14 protein-coding genes are annotated in these 18,304 nt (G+C 72.0%); 9 read left to right on the top strand and 5 right to left on the bottom strand.

Annotated elements, in window-relative coordinates; genetic code table 11:
- Positions 1–7 precede the first annotated feature (7 nt).
- Positions 8–427 carry an SdpI family protein gene (locus tag ACFY1H_RS01980; RefSeq protein WP_366587774.1) on the top strand — a complete coding sequence of 140 codons (420 nt, stop codon included), beginning with the start codon at positions 8–10 and terminating at the stop codon, positions 425–427.
- On the opposite strand, the gene ACFY1H_RS01975 is transcribed toward ACFY1H_RS01980, so the two are convergent.
- Positions 424–1,005, bottom strand: a complete 582-nt coding sequence (locus ACFY1H_RS01975; protein WP_285974395.1) for a YqgE/AlgH family protein — start codon at positions 1,003–1,005, stop codon at positions 424–426. The two genes, ACFY1H_RS01980 and ACFY1H_RS01975, sit on opposite strands and share 4 nt — an antisense overlap.
- Before the next feature lie 196 nt (positions 1,006–1,201).
- A complete protein-coding gene (locus tag ACFY1H_RS01970; RefSeq protein ID WP_366587777.1) occupies positions 1,202–2,494 on the bottom strand; it encodes a cyclopropane-fatty-acyl-phospholipid synthase family protein in 1,293 nt (430 codons plus the stop codon).
- A gap of 168 nt (positions 2,495–2,662) precedes the next feature.
- Here ACFY1H_RS01970 and ACFY1H_RS01965 point away from each other — a divergent pair, with 168 nt between their 5' ends.
- The 6 genes from ACFY1H_RS01965 (at position 2,663) to ACFY1H_RS01940 (ending at position 11,159) form a co-directional block, all read left to right on the top strand.
- On the top strand, positions 2,663–3,961 hold the full coding sequence (locus ACFY1H_RS01965; protein WP_366587779.1) for an MFS transporter: 1,299 nt from the start codon (positions 2,663–2,665) through the stop codon (positions 3,959–3,961).
- 116 nt (positions 3,962–4,077) lie between these two features.
- Positions 4,078–4,464, top strand: a complete 387-nt coding sequence (locus ACFY1H_RS01960) for a hypothetical protein (RefSeq protein ID WP_366587782.1) — start codon at positions 4,078–4,080, stop codon at positions 4,462–4,464.
- Between the two features lie 29 nt (positions 4,465–4,493).
- Positions 4,494–5,876 carry a TNT domain-containing protein gene (locus ACFY1H_RS01955; RefSeq protein ID WP_386943942.1) on the top strand — a complete coding sequence of 461 codons (1,383 nt, stop codon included), beginning with the start codon at positions 4,494–4,496 and terminating at the stop codon, positions 5,874–5,876.
- A complete protein-coding gene (locus ACFY1H_RS01950) occupies positions 5,877–8,123 on the top strand; it encodes an ADP-ribosylglycohydrolase family protein (RefSeq protein WP_386943940.1) in 2,247 nt (748 codons plus the stop codon).
- 28 nt (positions 8,124–8,151) lie between these two features.
- Positions 8,152–9,225 (top strand): ADP-ribosylglycohydrolase family protein, encoded by a 1,074-nt coding sequence (locus ACFY1H_RS01945; RefSeq protein WP_386943938.1) that lies wholly within the window; start codon positions 8,152–8,154, stop codon positions 9,223–9,225.
- Positions 9,226–9,266: 41 nt separating this feature from the next.
- Positions 9,267–11,159 (top strand): TNT domain-containing protein, encoded by a 1,893-nt coding sequence (locus ACFY1H_RS01940; RefSeq protein ID WP_386943936.1) that lies wholly within the window; start codon positions 9,267–9,269, stop codon positions 11,157–11,159.
- 223 nt (positions 11,160–11,382) lie between these two features.
- On the opposite strand, the gene ACFY1H_RS01935 is transcribed toward ACFY1H_RS01940, so the two are convergent.
- The 3 genes from ACFY1H_RS01935 to ACFY1H_RS01925 form a co-directional block, all read right to left on the bottom strand.
- Positions 11,383–11,907, bottom strand: a complete 525-nt coding sequence (locus ACFY1H_RS01935; protein WP_386943934.1) for a DUF4232 domain-containing protein — start codon at positions 11,905–11,907, stop codon at positions 11,383–11,385.
- Between the two features lie 138 nt (positions 11,908–12,045).
- A complete protein-coding gene (locus ACFY1H_RS01930) occupies positions 12,046–13,386 on the bottom strand; it encodes an ATP-binding protein (protein WP_366587798.1) in 1,341 nt (446 codons plus the stop codon).
- Between the two features lie 197 nt (positions 13,387–13,583).
- On the bottom strand, positions 13,584–15,029 hold the full coding sequence (locus tag ACFY1H_RS01925; protein WP_366587800.1) for a CCA tRNA nucleotidyltransferase: 1,446 nt from the start codon (positions 15,027–15,029) through the stop codon (positions 13,584–13,586).
- Positions 15,030–15,142: 113 nt separating this feature from the next.
- Here ACFY1H_RS01925 and ACFY1H_RS01920 point away from each other — a divergent pair, with 113 nt between their 5' ends.
- Together ACFY1H_RS01920 and ACFY1H_RS01915 are read left to right on the top strand one after the other, a co-directional pair.
- Complete coding sequence (locus ACFY1H_RS01920) at positions 15,143–15,649, top strand: NUDIX hydrolase (RefSeq protein WP_285971360.1); 507 nt, start codon at positions 15,143–15,145, stop codon at positions 15,647–15,649.
- Between the two features lie 14 nt (positions 15,650–15,663).
- Positions 15,664–17,829 (top strand): DUF6049 family protein, encoded by a 2,166-nt coding sequence (locus tag ACFY1H_RS01915; RefSeq protein WP_386943931.1) that lies wholly within the window; start codon positions 15,664–15,666, stop codon positions 17,827–17,829.
- The last annotated feature ends 475 nt before the right edge of the window (positions 17,830–18,304 follow it).

Genomic DNA, 18,304 nt, shown 5'->3' with positions numbered 1-18,304 from the left:
TCAGGGGGTGTTCGCTATCGCGCTCGTCCCGATCGTGCTGGGTCTCGTCGTCGGCTGGGGTGGCTTCCTCGGCTTCCGCGAACGGCTGACCCGCGAAAGCGGTACCGGTGTCCGCACGGCGGCTTCGCTGCGCAGTGACGCCGCCTTCAAACTGGCCAACCGCGTGGCGAGCGTGCCGACGCTCGCGGGCGGCGCCGTCGGCGTGATCGCCGGGCTGGCCGGCATCGCCACCGGCACCACGGCCGGGATCATCGCCGCAGCTTTCGTTGGTGTGCTGGGCATGCTGGTGCTGGTCGTGGGTGGCGGGGTGCTCGGCGCCCGCGCCGCGCTGACCGTGCCCGCCCCGGCTCCGGCCGCCCCTGCGGGCTGCGCCGGCTGCGCGTGCGGCTCGGGTGGCTGCGGCGTGTTCCAGAAGGCCGACAGCTAGTTCCGCTGCAGGTCGCCCGGGTGGGTGGCCAGCAACGCGATCGGCACGCCCTGGCGGCGCAGCACCTGACCCCAGAGGTCGCGGTTGGGCGACGCCAGGATGTCGCTCGGCAACGCGGGCACGATGACCCAGTCGTCGCGCTCGATCTCACCCGCCAGCTGCCCGGAGTCCCAACCCGCGTAGCCGGCGAAGACGCGTACGCCGCGCACCTTCGGCACGAGCGCTTCCGGGTCCGTGTCGAGGTCCACGAGCGCCACCGGCCCGCGCACGGCGATCACGCCGGGCACGCTCGCCGCCGTCTCGCCCGTGCGCAGCGCGGCCAGGCACAGAGCCGTTTTCTTCTCCACCGGACCGCCGACGAACACCGACTGCGGCTCCGCCACGTGGCCACCCCAGTTGGGCAGAACGTCGTGCACGGGGACGTCGCTCGGGCGGTTCAGGACCACGCCGAGCGTGCCCTCGTCGCGGTGGTCGATGACGAAGACCACGGTCCGCTTGAAGTTCGGGTCGAACATCGTGGGTGCGGCGACCAGGAGCGTTCCCGGTTCAACCTCGGCGTCCGCTGGCACGCCGCCAATCCTCCCACTTCCCGCCGCGAGAATTTCCGTCGGCACGGGAACACCAACCACTCGTGCCCCGTTGGGAACAGTAGGCCGGCGCACTCCGTGTCCCCCGGGCTCACTGAAGAACAGCCTTTGTGGAATACCAGTTCGGCTGGAGCCACACTGCGCCAAGCCGCCGAGAGGCGACCAAGTGCGCCGGCCGCCAGCTTTTTCAGCCGTGCCACGTCCGCGGGCGCAGCGGCAGACCCGACGAGCCCTCGTCCGGCGTCCGCACCGCCAGGACCTGGTTCACGCCGATGCGGTTGCCCTCGAACGCGAGCGCCGAAGCCGCCATGTACAGCCGCCAGACGCGGGCGCGACCGGCGCCGGCGAGCCGCGCGGCCCGGTCCCAGTCGGCTTCGAGGTTGGCGACCCAGTGGCGCAGGGTCAGCGCGTAGTGCTCGCGCAGCGCTTCGACGTCGCGCACCTCGAACCCGGCGCGCTCCAGCTGTGTCACGGTCGTGCCGATCGGGGCGAGCTCGCCGTCGGGGAAGACGTAGGCGTCGATGAACCCGTCGAGCTGGTACTCGGACTCGTCATCGCGCGGGCGGCGGCCGATCTGGTGGTTGAGCAGCTTGCCGCCGGGACGAAGCAGCGAATACAGATCGCGGGCGTACTCCAGGTAGCTCTCCGCACCGACGTGTTCGGCCATGCCGATGGAGGAGATCGCGTCGTAGGGGCCGTCGGAGACGTCGCGGTAGTCCTGCACGCGGATCTCCACGCGGTCGGTCAGCCCCGCCTCCGCCACGCGCTTGCGGGCGTAGGTGGCCTGCTCTTCCGAGATCGTCACGCCGACGACGTGGACGCCGTGCTCCCGGGCCGCGTGCAGCGCCATCGAGCCCCAGCCGCAGCCGACGTCGAGCAGCCGCTGGCCCTCACGCAGGCCGAGCTTCGCGCAGGCGAGCTCGAGCTTGTCGCGCTGGGCTGTCTCCAACGTGCTGCTTTCGGACCAGTACGCGCACGAGTAGACCATCGACGGCCCGAGGACGAGCTCGTAGAACTCGTTGCCCACGTCGTAGTGGTGGCTGATCGCCCGCTTGTCGCTGCGCCGCGTGTGCAGGTGACGAGGTCGACGCACCTCCTCGGGCGGTCGCGGCGGCGGCAACGGCGGCCCGGCGAGCTTCAGCAGCTCACCGATCGCGGCCCGCACCTCCGGGTCCCGCAGCGCGCTGAGGACACCGCCGCCCTCCGCCTCGTCGCGCTCCCAGATCAGCCCCGCCATGGCTTCGAGCGCGATGTAGAGATCCCCTTCGAGGCCGAGGTCGCCGGACACCCAGGCACGGCCCAGGCCCAGCTCACCCGGCTTGAACAGCAGGCGGCGCAGGGCGCGCCGGTTGCGCACCACGAGCACGGGCGCGCCCTCCGGACCGGCCTGGGAACCGTCCCACGCTCGGATCTGCAGCGGGAGCTCAGCTCCGAGCAGCTTCTCGGCGGCACCCACCAGCCGCGACGCGGCGCCGGTCATGGCCACACCCCTTTCTCGGAGACGTCAGTCTTCTGGGTAAAACGCTTTCACGCCGCTCAGCAGTCCGCCAGGGGCGTCACAGCTCAGTAAAAATGCCCGCGCTTCACTGGGCGAAGTGCGCTCATTAGGACCTTCTGGGCCGTTCGGCCCGTAGCTACGCTGGCCCCCGTGACGATCAGCGCGACAACGGAGCGGATCGGGCCGAAGCTCCTGGTCCGTGATCGCGAGTTCCGCAGGCTGCTCTACACCCGGTTCGCCGCGCAGTGGGGCGACGGTGTGTACCGGGCGGGCCTCGCGGGCGCCGTGCTGTTCAACCCCGAACGCGCCGCCGACCCGCTGGCCATCGCCGAAGGCTTCGCGGTGCTGCTGCTGCCGTACTCCGTGGTGGGACCGTTCGCGGGCGCGCTGCTCGACCGGTGGGACCGCCGGCGCGTGCTCGTGTTCGCGAACCTGCTGCGGGTGGTCGCCATCCTCGCCTCGGCCGCCGCCGTGGGCACGGGCCTCGGTGGACCAGGGCTGTTCTCGCTCGCGCTGCTGGCCGAAGGCTTGTCGCGCTTCATCGGCTCCGGTCTGTCGGCTTCGCTGCCGCACGTGGTCCCGGCGTCGAGCGTCGTGTCCGCCAACGCCTTCGCGACCACACTCGGGTCGGCGCTGGCGGTGGTCGGCGGCGGGTGCGCCATCCTGCTGCGCGCGGTCTTCGGCGCGGACAACCTCGGCTCGGCCGAGACCACGGCGTTCGCCGCGTTGGGTGCGCTGCTCTCGGCGCTGATCGCCCGGCGGTTCACACGCGGGGTGCTCGGGCCGACGGTCGTCGACGAGCCGCCGAACCCGTTCGTCGCCGTCGCCCGCGGTCTCGCCGACGGCGCCCGCCACGCCTGGCGCGCGCCGAGCGTGACGGCCGGCTTCATCGCGCTGTTCGCCCACCGCGCGGCCTACGGCATCTCGTTGCTGGTCACCGTGCTGCTGATGCGCAACTACTTCACCGACGACGGGGTCTTCCGCGCCGGCCTGCCCGGGCTCGGCCAGATGGCCGCGCTCGCCGGCGCCGGCATCCTCGTCGCCGGTTTGCTCACCGCGCGGCTGATCCGCGGCTTCGGCCGGCTGCGCTCGATCCTCGGTGCGCTGCTGGTGGCCGCCGTCGCCCAGTCGGCGCTCGGGCTGCCGATCGTGCTGCCGCTGGCGTTGCTGGCGTCGTTCCTGATCACGGGCGCGGGGCAGGTGCTCAAGCTGTGTGTCGATTCGTCGATCCAGCTCGACGTCGCCGACGAGGCCCGCGGCCGCGTGTTCGCCCTGTACGACACGCTGTTCAACATCACCCAGGTGGCCGCCGTGGCCATCGGCGCGGTCTTCATCCCGGACAACGGGTACTCGCCGGGGCTGATGATCGCGGCCACGATCTGCTACTTCCTCGGCGGCGCCGGCTACCTCGTGGCGCGCCGCCGCGCGGTGCCGGACCGGCCGAACTGATTCGCTGCCGCAAACCGTTGGACCGAACGGGGTCAGTGATCGTCGCGTTGGCATTAGAGTGACGCGTGACCCGGCCGGGTGAACCCCGGCGAGTGCAACCGACACGGGGGGCCACCGTGAGTACCGCAGGGGACGACCGCGCCCTGGAAGCCGCTCCTGCAGTGCTGACGTCTCCCGACGGGCTGGTCCGGGCCACCGTCGGCAGCGGCGGCACGCTGGGCCGGCTGGAGTTCGCTCCGGACACCTTCCAGCGCACCACGCCCGCCCAGCTCGCGTTCACCGTCCAGGCCCTGGTGCAGCAGCTCGCCGAGGCCCCGCTCACCGACGCCGCGTCGCACCAGATGCCGTCCCCTCGCCCGACGCCGCGCCGCGTGCGCCCGCGTACGGCACCGGCGCCGCAGAGCCCCAACACGCAGAGCCCGGCCACGCAGGGCGCTGTGAAGCCGCAAGGACCGCTGCCCCCGCGAAGCGCCGTGCCGCAGCACCGGCGCCGCGGCTACTAACGCCGCGCACCCCGGATGTGCTGAGACCTGTGGAACCACCACTTTCCGACGCCGACCAACACGGGCGGCTCGTCGAGATCGGGCGCCTGATCCGCGCCCACCAGCCCGACGAGGGCGCCCCCGCCGGCATCGGCTTCGCGCAGGTCGGCGACCACACCGAGGTCCAGCCGCGCAACACCGAGGCCGGCCCCGAGCTGGTCGGGATGTTCCACGAGCTACGCGCCGGCATGTACCGACAGGGCCGTGGCACCTGGCTGCAGGCACGGTTCGTGCTCGCGCCCGACGGCACGTTCGACTTCGACTTCTTCGTCGACGGCGAACCCCAGTGGACGACCCCGCCCGACGCCGGCGCCTACAGCGACGAGCTCGAGACGTTCCCCCGCGAGGACGAGCACATCCCCGACTGGTGGCGGCTGCGCACCGGCCAGGCGCTCGGCGTCGAGTTCCGCCGCGCCCGCCCCGCCGAGGTGGGGGAGGAGCGCGAGCCGCTGGCCGACGACGAGCTGGCGCTCGTGTTGCAGTACCTCGAGCGCGAAGCGCTGGTCGGCGACGCGCACCGCACCGACGGCACGTGGCTGTGGCCCGAGACCGTGCCCCACCAGCTGCGCCGCCACGGCATCGCGCCGGAGCCGGAGCTCGTCGCGCACATCCGTGAGCTGGGGTTCCAGCCGCCGTACGTCGAGCACCTCGTGCGCCGCACGGCGGAGGCCGACCTGCTCGGCCACCCGCGGCCACGTCCTGGAGCCGAGGACGGACAGCGCACCGCCGGCGACGTCGCCGCTGAGCTGGAGACCAGCCCCGATCCGGACCTGACCGACGACCAGCTGCTGGTGGTCCTCGTGCAGCGACTCGGGTCGTTCGGCGTGTGGCCGCAGGCCTACCGGATCGGCGCGGTCGAGGTCGGGAAGTGGTGCCTGACCAGGGGCGACGACGGCTGGACCGTCACCTCGTCGGCCGGCGAAGGCCGGACCTTCGAGCACCTCGCCGACGCGGCCCAGCAGCTGCTCGGCGCACTCCTGCTGCACCCGGCCCGGCGGACGGGCGGTCGCGAGACCCCGCTCGAGACGGCGAAGGAGGTGGACGACTGGCCCATCCAACCGACCGCGGGTGACCCGCCCCTCACCCTGCTGCGCAACAAGAGACTCACCCGACTGCCCGAAGGTACGGTCGTCCTGCGCTTCGGGGAGGAACCGGGCAACCTGGTCCACCACGGCGAGGTACGGTTCGCCACGACGTCACTGCCACTCGAACGGGAACGAGTGGCGCACACCTACCGCCTACGACGGTCACTCTACGTGGTCACCGGAGTCACGGTGCCCTGGGCGAACCTGCCGGGCGGAGCAGTGGCGTACGTGTTGCCCAAGCCGATCGCGGAGCACGAGTCCGACGGAAGCCTGGAGAGGATCGAGTAGGTGGAAGCGGCGGAAGCGATGGAGAAGGTCGTGAACTGGCTACGCGCTGTGCACGGTCCCCAGATCGCCGGTCCCGGTGGGCTGCGGGTCGACCACGACCGCGTGCTGCGCATCCCCGAAGGCTGGTCGATCCCGTACAACACCACCGCTTTCCTTGACGACGGGCGCCCGGACAAGGAACTGTTCCCCCCGCCGTCGGTGGTCGTGCGCGAGCCCGACGGAGAGCTGCGCCAGGCACCCCCGAACCCAGGAGGACTGAGCATCCCCGTGGCGTTCCCCGGCCAGGAGAGCTGGCGCGAGGTCGTGGACCCCGAGTACGTCAAGGCCGGGTTCGGCGAGCTCGGCGTGCCGCTGCAGGCGGTGGCCGGCTGGGTGAAGGTCGACAACGAGGGTCACCAGACCGGCGACGAGCGCGAGAACCCCGAGTACAAGGCCGGCCCGATCCGCCGTGGTTACCCGAAGCCGGAGAACACGCTGGAGACGCTGCTCGCGTTCGCCAGCGTCGGCTGGCTCACGCGCGAGCAGCTGCTGATCGGCCTGCTGCGCTGCGACGTTTTCGTGCCGCTCGACCCGAAGACCGGCGCCACGGACCGCTTCTACTTCTCCGAAGAGCGCAACGAGCTGCGCGTGTTCAGCGCGACGCGCCACTTCCCGCCGCGCGAGCACTCCTGGTGGCGCGTGGACCTCGCCACGCTGGCCGAGTTCGAGCACCCGCCGAACCTCGTGATCAACGGCGGCCCGGCGACGTTCGAGGACGTCTCCGGCGAGGACCTCACCGCCATCGCCAAACGTTTCCCGCGCCACGAGCCCCGCATCGACCGGCACGGACGCGGCCCCGAGGCCGAAGAGGACCTCGAACGGCTCACCCGCGACACCGCCGCGCGGATGGGCCTGGCCGAGCCGGTGGCCGTTCCGCTGGTGGCCGCGGAAAACGCGCGCCGACACGGCTTCGAGCTCACCGCCGAGGAGTGCCAGCGCACGGTGCTGGGCCAGTCGTGGCTCAACCGCCTCGCGATGGCGGAGCCGGTGCGCAGCAAGCCGAACGACTGGCGCGCCAACGGTCTCGTGCCGGGCTGGGACAACCTCGGCCGTGTGATCCCGCGCCTGGACACGTTCGGCAAGTACCCCGACCGCGACCTCGAGAACTTCCGCTACGGCTGGCAGCGCGTGGCGGGCGCGTACGTGGGTTTCGCACTCGGCGAAGCGCTCGGCATGGCCGTGGACCGGATGCGGCTCGACGAGATCGTCACGCAGTTCGGGTCCGAGGGTGTGGTCGACCTGCCGGTCGCGTTCGACCAGGCGGGCCGCATCGGCTCGCTGACGCAGCGGCTGCTGTTCTACACCGAGGCCGTGATCCGCAGCCCGCACCGCGAGCAGCCGGAGTCGCGTGACGTCGAGCAGCAATTCCCGTCCGTGGTGCGCGGCGCGTTGATGCGCTGGCTGCACACGCAGGGCGCGCCGTACGACGACGCCGACGGCTGGCTCGTGAAGGTGCCCGACCTCCACGTCCGCCGCACCGCGGACGACGCCGAGCTCAACGCCTACCACGCGCTGGTCACCGGATCTCCGCAGGCAGTGCCGCTGACCGGGCCGACGTCGTTGATCGCCGCGCTGCCCGCCACGCTCATCGCGGCCGGCCCCGGAACGGGCTTCAGCGGCGGCGTGCGGCAGGCCGTGCGCGACCTCGTCGGCGTGACGCACTCGCACGAGGACGACCTGTCGGTGGCGACGTACCTGGCCTGGCTCTTCGAGCCGGTGCTGACGAAGGACGCGTTCAGCTACCCCGTGTGGAACCTCTCGCGCGAGATCCTGACCGAGCACAACACCACGTTCGTCAGCGGTCCCGAGTGGGCGCCGGTGAAGGCGATGGTCGCCGAGTCGGTGCCGTTCTTCGGCGAGCACGGGCTGCCGGACCTGCGGATGCCCGAGCTGATCGGCGACGGCCAGGGCACGCTTTCGGTGCTCGGCCGCGCGTTCGCCGCGTTGTCCGGGTTCGAGAACTACCCCGAGCAGGCCCTGCTGCGCGCGGTGAACCACTCCGGGCGCAGCGCGTTGACCGGGGCGATCACCGGTGCGCTGCTCGGCGCCCGCGTCGGCGTGCCCGGGCTGCCGCAGAAGTGGGTCGAGCAGCTCGAGCTGCGGCACCTCATCGAACAGGTCGTCACGGACGCGTTGTGGCACTTCGATCGCCGCTCCGCGCTCAGTTTCCTGGGCGAAGAGTGGGTGCAGCGCTACCCGCGGCACTGACGCCGCGGGGCTTCGAAAAGATGGGGTCATGGAGGCACAGCAGCTGAGGGGCTGCCTGCTCGCGGGCGCCATCGGCGACGCGCTCGGCGCGAAGACGGAGTTCGATTCGATCGAGCGGATCCGCGAGCTCACCGGGCCCGCCGGCATCACCGACTTCATCCCCGCGTACGGCGGCGAAGGGCGCTTCACCGACGACACGCAGATGACGCTCTTCACCCTCGAAGCGCTCATCCGCGCCCACGCACAGCAACGGCGGACGGGCAGCTCCGACGTCGTGCAGTCCGTGCAGCTGGCCTACCAGCGCTGGCTGCACACGCAGGGCGTGCCGTGGGAGCGGGCGCGCGGCCCGCACTCGGCGCTGGCGGCGCCCGACGGCGAGCTCATCACGCACGCCGCGCTGTTCAGCCGCCGCGCACCGGGCCTGACGTGCTTCGGCGAGCTGGAGGCGTACGGACGCTCGGGCGTGCGCGGCAGCGTCTCGCGGCCGGTGAACAACTCGAAGGGCTGCGGCGGCGTGATGCGCGTGGCGCCCGTCGCGCTGTGGTCCGCGGACCCGGCCGAGGTGTTCCGCCTCGCGGCCGAGTTCGCGGCACTGACCCACGGTCACCCGAGCGGGTATTTGTCGGCCGGCGCCTTCGCGGTGATCGTGCAGCAGTTGCTTGCGGGTTCGCCGCTGCTCGACGCCGTCGCCGTGTCCAGAGCCGAGCTGGTCCGCCACCCGGGTCACGAGGAGCAGGAAGCCGCATTGGCACAGGCCCTCGCGATGTCCGGCCCGCCGACTCCGGAGCGGCTGGCCGAGCTGGGTGCGGGCAACGTCGGCGAGACGGCGCTGTCGATGTCCGTGTATGTCGCCCTGACCACCGAAGATCCGGACTCCGCGCTGCTCGCGGCCGTGAACCACAGCGGCGACAGCGATTCCACGGGTTCGGTCTGCGGCAACCTCGTCGGGGCGATGTACGGCGAAGCGGCGCTGCGCGCCGGCTGGCTGGAGCGGCTCGAACTGCGCGACGTGATCACCAGGCTGGCGAACGACGCGCTCGCCGAGTTCGGCCCCGACTCACCGAGTGACGAGGGTTGGTTCACGCGTTACCCGGTCGACTAAGTTCTTTCCCGGTCACCGGGGGAATTGGGGAGGAACCTGACGTGCGCTACCGGGTAGAGGCGGGAGACCGTCCGGACGGCCTGTACGCGACGCTGGACGACCGCACGTTCGCGGCCGAACGCTCGACCACCGACGGCACGCTGCTGCTGTCCGTGCTGCCGGACGAAGAAGCGCCCGACGGGTTCGACCGCGAGCACGAGGGCCGCCCGGCGCGCGTGGTGCTGGCCACCGAGGTGCCGGCGACGTTCACGCTGCGCACGTACTGCGAGTACGACGACGAGCTGTTCGAAGTCGCGCCCGGGGACGGCAAGGAGCTGACGCTGCGCTGGACGCAGCACGACCCGGCGCGCGCCGCGCAGCTCGGCCTCACCGACTTCTCGACGACGGCCGAGGCCAAGCGCGTCACCGGCCTGTGGCAGCTGCGCCGTGACCAGGGCGAACCGCGCCCGGAGCTCGACGCCGACCACGGCACCCTGCTGCGCGCGATCGGCCGCACCCTGCGCGCCGTGCCGGGCGGCTGGACCCGCGTCGCCGCGCAGTTCCGGCAGGTCGGGGACTACGCGGAGCTGGAGGTCCGCGCGGTCGGCGACGAGAACGGTCCCGTGTCCGTGTCGCTGCCCGCGCCGCCGAAGCTGAGCGCACTGTTCGCCCGGCTGCGCGCCGCGATGTACGCGCCCGACGCCGGCACGTGGTTCCAGGGCACGTTCACGCTCGACACCGAGGCGCAGTTCGACTTCGACTTCGACTCCGAGCACGAACCCGCCTGGCGCGTCCCCCCGAACGACGGCGGCCGGCCCGCGCCCGAGTCGTACGCCGTGGAGCTCGCGCAGTACCCGCGCCCGCCCAAGGACCTGCCCGACTGGCTGGCCGCGAAGGCCCGCCAGACCCTCGACGTCACCTTCCGCCACGCCCGTGTGGTCGACGCGCACAACGAGAACGAGCGCCCGGTCGTCAACCGGCCGCCGGTGCCGCCGGACCAGCTGCGCGGCGTGCTCGACTACCTGTTCCGCGCGCCGCTGGTGCTGCACCGACCGCAGCCGCAGCACGACATCTTCGCCCCGGGCGCGCCGCCCGACGTGCCGCACGCCTTCCACACCGACGGCACCTGGGTGTGGCCCGCGGCCGTGCCGCACTACCTGCGCAAGTACGGCGTGCCGCCCGAGCCCGAGCTGGTCGACCACATCCGGGTCGCGGGGTTCCGGCCGCCGCTGGTGCGCGAGCTCGTCCGCGCGACGGCCGAGGCCGAAATCCTCGGCGCCCCTCGCCCGACGCGTTCGGAAACCGAGCTCCCCGACGACGGCCGTCTCGCCCGTGCCGTCCGCGGCGACGACCTCGGCCTCGACCTGCACGCCGCCGAGACGCTGACCCTGCTGCACCAGCGTCTGGCCGAACACGGCGTGCCCGCGAGCGCGTATCGGATCGGCGCCAACGAGGTGCCGGTCGCCGACGTGTGGACGCTGCGCCGCGCCGAGAACGGCTGGGAGGTCTCCCGTCCGCCGGCCGTCGCGCCCGTGGCTTTCGCCAACCTGGCCGACGCCGCCCGTTTCCTCCTCGGCACGCTGCTCATGCTGCCGCCGCGCGCGGCCGACGAGTCCGACCAGCCCGCCGACTGGCCGATCCTGCCGCTGCGCGGCGAACCACCGCTGAGCTTCTTCCGCGGCAAACGCGTCGTCGCCCTTCCGGCCGGCACGACGGTCCTGCGCTTCGGCAACGACGCCGGCAACCTCGTCCACGCCTCCGGCACGCGCTTCGCCGAGACGTCGCTGTCGCCGGAACGCGAACGCGAGCGGCACGAGTACCGGGTGCAGCGGACGCTTCGGGTGCTCACCGGCATCACCGCGCCGTGGGGCCCGCACCCGGGCGGCGGGACGGCTTACCTGCTGCCGCGACCGATCGCGCAGCACGTGGAGGCTGGGGCACTATCTCAGGTTTGAACCGTCGGGCGATCCTGAGTTGTCCACAGCCAGCCCCGTCCAGCCTGAGTTGTCCACAGATTCCCCGATCTCCGTTTGCGGGCCCCTGACCTCGGTAAACTGGAACAGGGCAGCCCCCCGGAGGAGGGCGGGGGTTTGTCTCTGGGGAGGGCGTTTGTCCCCGGGGAGGCAGGCGAAGTTCCACGTGGAACGTGCGCCTACCACCCACCCCTCACCGGCGGCGTCAGCTGGCGCTGACCGCCGTGACCTCCGCCGTCGTGCCCTTCAGCGGGGCGTTGGCGGGCCAGGCAACGGTCACGGTGTCGCCGTTGGGGCCGGTGGGCAGGCTCAGGTTCACCACGCTCGGCTGGAAGGTGGCGGGAGCCGCGGATGCCTGGAGGATGCGGGATTCCGCCGGGTGGCCGGCCTGGAGGTTGACCGGCTGGCCGGGATCGGTGCTGTCGGGCGTCACGGTGGTGTTGCTACCGTCGCTTTCGCTGTGGCCGCTGCCCTTCGTGAAGGTCACCGCGGTGGGGGTGCCTTCGAGGCGGCAGTTGGTGGTCCGGCCTGCGGCCGTGTAGTGGATGACGAAGGCTTCCTGGCCCGCGGCGCCCGTCGGGTCCGGGGTGACGGACACCCGGACGTCGCTCGCGGTGCAGGGCGTGTCCGACGGCATCGCGCTGGCCGCGCCACCGGTGAGCAGCAGAGCGCCCGCAGCGACCCCACTGGCGAGGGCGACCGAGGCGAGGGTCTTGAGCGTGGTCTTCATGGCATCTCCTTCACATTCGGTGATCGATTGACCAACTTGATCTCTCACCGGTAAAGATGCGCAGCGCCCTGCTGCGATGCGTCGACGTGTGATCACCCTCAGAAGCGCAACCTCACGACGCACCACACGTCGAAAAGATCAGAACGGCACCCACAACGTGACTCGCGTGCCGCTGCCCGGTGTCGACTCCACCAGGGCCGTGCCGCCGACCTCGCCGAGGCGCGCGTTGATCGACTGGCTGATGCCGAACCCCGCGGGCCGCGTGTCAGGACTGAAGCCCTGCCCGTGGTCGCGCGTGATCACCGCGATTCCGCCGTCGCGTTCCTCCACGCGCACCACGACCTTGTCCGTGCCGGAGTGCTTCATCGTGTTGCGCAACGACTCGCGCACGGCGTCGCGAAGCGCGATCTGACGCACCTCCGACAGCGTGTCCTCGTCGAGCTCCGCGATCACGAGCTGCGCGCGCAGGCCGTCGCGGGCCATTTCGGCCGCCAGCGCCGCGAGCTTCTCGCCCAGGGGACGCGAAGCCTCTTCCTCGCGCTGTGCGGCGGCGGTCTCGATCGTCTGCCGCAGCTCCATCGCCTGCGCACGGGCCAGCCGCTGCACCTCCACGAGCCGGTCGGCCGACTCGCCGGTGCCGCCGAGCGAGATGGCCTCCAGCGTCTGCAGCACGGTGTCGTGCAGCATCCGGTGCTGCTGCGCGCGTTCGGCGAGCCGGCCGTTGCGGATGCCGTACGCCAGCGCGAGCCGCGTACCGAGGCCCAGCAGGATCAGGGCGCCGGTGCCGGTGAACAGGACCCCGAACATCGTCGGGTACAGCGACCAGGCCTGCGCGAAGTTCGCCGAGCCGCTGTTGAGGAAATCGGACAGCAGCCGCGCGGGCAGGCTCAGCGCCGCCAGCGCCAGCCCCGACGGGATGCCGATCGCCAGCGTCAGCAGCGCGATGTCGCCGAGCAGGTGCTTGTCGGCCACGCCGAGCGCGTCGTGGAACACCGATGTCGGCTCGGCCAGGCCGATGACCAGCTGGAACCCCACCGTGATGATCAGGTCGGCCACCAGCAGCCGCGCCGCGAGGTCGGGCCGGAACGGCGACTTGCGCAGCATCCAGAAGATCCCGAACGCGCTCATCGCCATCGAGCACAACGCCACCAGCGCCACGGGCACCACACCGGTCGAACCGTGCGCCGACACGAACGCCCCGAACGCGCCCGGCACCGCGACGATCCGGTAGGCCAGCGGCACCAGCACCACGTAACGAGCGGCCCGCAGCAGCAGCCCGTCGTTGTACCTGGCGTCGACCGCGCCCGCCATGCGCGAGATCCGCTTGAACGCCCGCAGCGGCGTCGGGTCGGCGATCTCGTCGGTGAGCCCGGTCGTCGCCGTCGCGAGCGCGGGCGTGCCGCGCTTCAACAGGGTGACGAGGAAGCTCGACGTGCGGGGCGGCCGGCCGTCCTGGTCCTCAGTTGCCTGCGCCGTCATCGATCTCCCCGGTTCGGGGCGCGCTCCCTCCGGCAGCGCCCGGGGCAGCGAGTATTCCCGCTCGCCGGGCCGCGTTCCAGAGGCCAAAGGGGGATCTTGGCGGATTCGCGATCACGAATTCGACTCGTGTTCGCTCGAACGCCCCCACCACGACCCCGGGGCACCCCAGGGTGATCACCCGTGCCCGCAGCGCGAGATCACTCCGCGGGCGCGATGCCCTCCGACTCGGCCCACTTCTTGAGCTCGGCCACGGCCTCGTCGTGGTCCAGCGGACCGCGGTCCAGCCGCAGCTCCTTGAGGAACTTCCACGCCTTGCCGACCTGCGGACCCGGCTTGAGGCCGAGCAGCCGCATGATCTCGTTGCCGTCGAGGTCGGGGCGGACCCGATTGAGGTCCTCCTGCTCCTTCAACGTCGCGATGCGCCGCTCGAGATCGTCGTACGTGGCCTGCAGCGCGGCCGCCTTCTTGCGGTTGCGCGTGGTCGAGTCGGCGCGCACGAGCTTGTGCAGCCGCGTCAGCAGGTCGCCGGCGTCGGTGACGTAGCGGCGCACGGCCGAATCGGTCCACTCGCCGTTGGCGTAGCCGTGAAAGCGCAGGTGGAGGAACACGAGCTGCGAGACCTGCTCCACGATCTCTTTGGAGAACTTGAGCGCCCGCAAACGCTTGCGCGCCATCCGCGCGCCCACGACCTCGTGGTGGTGGAAGCTCACGCCGCCGCCGGGCAGGAACTCGCGCGTCTCCGGCTTGCCGACGTCGTGCAGCAGCGCGGCCAGCCGCAGCACCAGGTCGGGCTCCGACGCCGGCTCGTGCGTGGTCTCCAGCGCGATCGCCTGCGCCAGCACGGTCAGCGAGTGCTGGTAGACGTCCTTGTGCTGGTGGTGCTCGTCGATCGCCAGGCGCATGCCCGGCAGCTCGGGCAGCACGTGATCGGCCAGCCCCGTGTCGACGAGCAGCTCCAGGCCCGGCCGCGGGTCGTCGGCGAGCATGAGCTTCGACAGCTCCGCCTGCACGCGTTCGGCCGTGATCCGTTCGATCTCGCTCGCCATCGACGTCATCGCCTCGACCACGCGCGGCGCGGCGGTGAAACCGAGCTGCGCGGAGAAGCGGGCGGCGCGCAGCATACGCAGCGGGTCGTCGGCGAACGACTCCTGCGGCGTCGCCGGGGTGTCGAGCACCTTCAGCCGCAGCGCGTCCATGCCGTCGTGGGGATCGATGAACGTCTTCGTGACCAGGTCGATCGCCATCGCGTTGACCGTGAAGTCGCGGCGCAGCAGGTCGCCCTCGATGGTGTCGCCGAAGGTGACCTCGGGGTTGCGCCCGACGCGGTCGTAGCTGTCGGCGCGGAACGTGGTGATCTCGAGCGTGGTGCCCTTCTTGGTGACCCCGACCGTGCCGAACGCGATGCCGACGTCCCAAACGGCGTCGCCCCAGTCGCTCACGATCTGCAGCACGCGATCCGGCCTCGCGTCGGTGGTGAAATCGAGGTCGCTGGACAGCCGGCCGAGCAGCGCGTCGCGGACGCTGCCACCGACGAGGTAGAGACTGTGGCCGGCTCGCGCGAACCGCTCCGCCAGCTCGTCGGCCAGAGGGGACACTCGCATCAGTTCCGTCACCGCGTTCTGCTGGGCGACCAGGTTGTTCACTTCATCCCACCATTAGCTGACAACGGGAAGTGGCGTCCACTACTACGGACGCCGTCGGACACGGACACGGAGAGCCAGCGTACCTGGGCAACCGTTTGCTCTAGCATCGCAGCATGCCTGGATCTGCCGGCCGCGCCGGAGCGCCGAAGCCGCGCCGACGGCGCAGGCGGCAGCGAGGCAGGCGCCTGACCACGGTCGACGAGACGTCGGCCGGCGGACTGGTCGTCGACGCCGGGCGGGAACACGCGGTGCTGATCGGCCGCCTCGACCGGCACGGCAGACTGCTCTGGTCGTTGCCGAAGGGCCACATCGAGGACGGTGAGACGGTGGAGCAGACCGCGGTGCGCGAGGTGAAGGAGGAGACGGGCATCTCCGCGCAGGTCCTGCGCCCGCTGGGCACCATCGACTACTGGTTCGTGGCCGAACGACGCCGCGTGCACAAGACCGTGCACCACTTCCTGCTCGAGTCGACGGGTGGTGAGCTCTCCGACGAGGACGTCGAGGTCACCGAGGTCGCGTGGGTGCCGCTGGCCGAGCTGGAGACGACGCTGGCCTACGCGGACGAGCGCAAGCTGGTCCGCAAGGCCAAAGAACTTTTCGCGCACGACGAGCGCGCCTGAGAGGGAGCACCCGAGTGAAGCGGCCCGCCGCCTTCTTCCTGTCACTGCTGGTCTTCGCAGCGGCCGCCCTCCTCGGCGCGCCCGCGCAGGCCCAGGACGCTGCCAGCCCCGAGCCCCCGCGCCTGCGGCTCGACCTCGACCAGCTCAACCCGCGCGTGATCACCACGTCCGCGAAGACGCTGACCGTGTCCGGCACCGTGACCAACATCGGCGACCGCCGCATCTCCCGCCCGCAGGTGCGGCTGCAGGTCGGCGAGCGCCTGAGCGGCGACCGCGAGCTGAAGGGCGTGCTGGCCGGCGACCCGATCCAGGACAGCCCGCTCACCGACTTCACCACGCTCACCGAGTCGCTGGAGCCGGGGCAGACCGCGAAACTCGACGTCAGCGTGCCGCTCGACAGCCTGCGCGGCGGACAGTTCGGCCGGCCCGGCGTGTACCCGATGCTGGTCAACGTCAACGGCACGCCGGAGTTCGGCGGCCCCGCGCGGCTCGCGGCCGTGAGCCTGCTCATGCCGGTGCTGTCCGCGCCCGGAAAGTCGACGCCGCCGCCGGGCAAGCACGCCGACGTCAGCGTGCTGTGGCCCATCACCGACAGCTCGCCGCACGTGCTGTCGTCGCCCTACGGCGGCCAGCTCACGCTCACCGACGACACCCTCGCGGCCGAGCTGAGCCCCAACGGCCGGCTCCACTCCCTCGTCGCGGCCGCCCGCGCGGCCCAGGCCGACCCGAACGTCGGCGACTCGATGTGCTTCGCCGTCGACCCCGACCTGCTTCGCACTGTCAACGCGATGACCGGCGGCTACGTCGTCGCCGGCGCGCCGGGCAAGGGCTCGCAGCTGGCGCAGGACTGGCTGGTGCAGCTGCGCGCGCTCGTCAACGGCCACTGCGTGATCGCCCTGCCCTTCGCCGACGCCGACCTCACCACGCTGGGCAAGGTCCGCTCCGCCACCGGCGCGCCCGACACCGGCCTGCTGAGCACGGCGCTCAGCGGCGAGGCGACGATCCGCGACCTCCTGCACACGCAGCCGCGCCAGGGCGTGCTCTGGCCCGACGGCACGCCCGACGACCAGGCGCTCACCGCGATGTCGGCGGCCGGCGTGCACACCGTGCTCACCGACAGCTCGAAACTGCAGGCCGACGCACCCGTCACCGAGCCCGTCTCGCTGCCCGGTGGCCTGCGCGCCCAGCCGATCAACAGCGTCATCGCGAGCGCCATGACGAGCTCCGTGCCCAACCCGCAGACCCCGACCACCGTCGGCGCCGCGACGCAGCCCGCGATCGCGAGCCAGAACGGCCTCGCCGCCCTCGCGTTCGAAGCCGGCCTCGGCCGCACCGGCATCGAGCCGGGTACGCGGCTGCTGGTCGCGCCGCCGCGGCGCTGGGACGTGCCGGTGGGCGAACTCACCGCGTTCCTCCAGCAGGTGGGCCAGCTCCTCGGCCCGGGCGGCGTCGCCGGCGGGGCGCCGCTGGCGGACCTGCTCGACCAGAACGCTTCGGGCACGGCTTCGTTCGCGGCCGGCACCCACGACCAGCCGCCGTCGGGCAGCAGCGACGTCGCCGACGCGCTCACGGACCTCGATGGCCAGGCCGCCGGCCTGCTCTCGGCCATGCGGATGGACACCACGCACCGCGTGCCGCCCGAGGACATCATCGCGCCGGTGCGCAACGCCCTCGTCCGCGGCGCGTCCACGGCCTACCGCACGCCGTCGGGCAGCACGGCCGGCGCGAACGCCGACGCCGAGCTCGCCGCGATCCGCGACCAGGTGACCGTTGAGCAACCGAAGCAGACGATCGCGCTCGCGTCCGGTTCGTCACCACTGCCCGTGTTCGTGAGCAACGGCCTCCCGGTGGGCATCACCGCGCAGATCGCGTTGAAGAACGAGGTCGGCATCCGCCCCGAGCAGGTGCAGAACTGGTTCATCCCGGCCAAGGGCGGCCAGAACGAGCTGCTGCAGATCGAGGCTCTGCGCGCCGGCCGCCTCAGCGTCGATGTGTCCTTGACCACCCCGCAGGGCACGCAGCTCGGCAGCACGGCGCGCTTCGAGCTGACCTCGACGGAGTACGGCCCGATCACGATCATCATCACCGTCGTCGCTGGTTGCGCCCTGCTCCTCCTGGCGTCGCGGCGGATCTACCGGCGGGTCAAGGAAGGCCGGGCCGCCAGGACCGAATCGCGCTGAGTCCTCGGGGGACCGGGTATCGGAGGCCGTTCCCGATTACCCTGGGTCGACCGCTGCCACAATGGCAGGGACCCTGGCACCGAGGATTGGGCGCGCGTTGGACAGAGAGCCGGGCTTACCACCCGAGCGTGCGAGTCGTCCTCGGCGCGACGGCGCGCCTCCTCGTCGCGGCGAACGCACCGAGCAGCCACGCCGCGCCGCGCGCGAGGGCCGGCGCCAGCCGCCGCCCCAGGGCCAGGCGCCCTCCGAACGCCGGCAACAGCCGCCGGCGAACGGCCGGACGCGCCACCTGCCGGTGCCCGCCGAAGAGCGCCGCCCGGCGCCCGAGGAGCGCGCGGACCGGCCGAAGCGCCGCGTACCCCCGCCGCAGCAAGGGCAGCCGCGTCAGGCGTCCCGCGCCCAGGCGACTCCGCCGCCCCCCACGCGACGGCAACCCCTACCGCCCCCGCCGTCGGGGCGGCAGCCGCTTCCGCAG

It is taken from the genome of Amycolatopsis sp. NPDC001319 (assembly GCF_042896185.1).
In the GTDB taxonomy this organism is placed as follows: Bacteria; Actinomycetota; Actinomycetes; order Mycobacteriales; family Pseudonocardiaceae; genus Amycolatopsis.
This window is presented reverse-complemented; position numbering and strand designations above follow the sequence as displayed.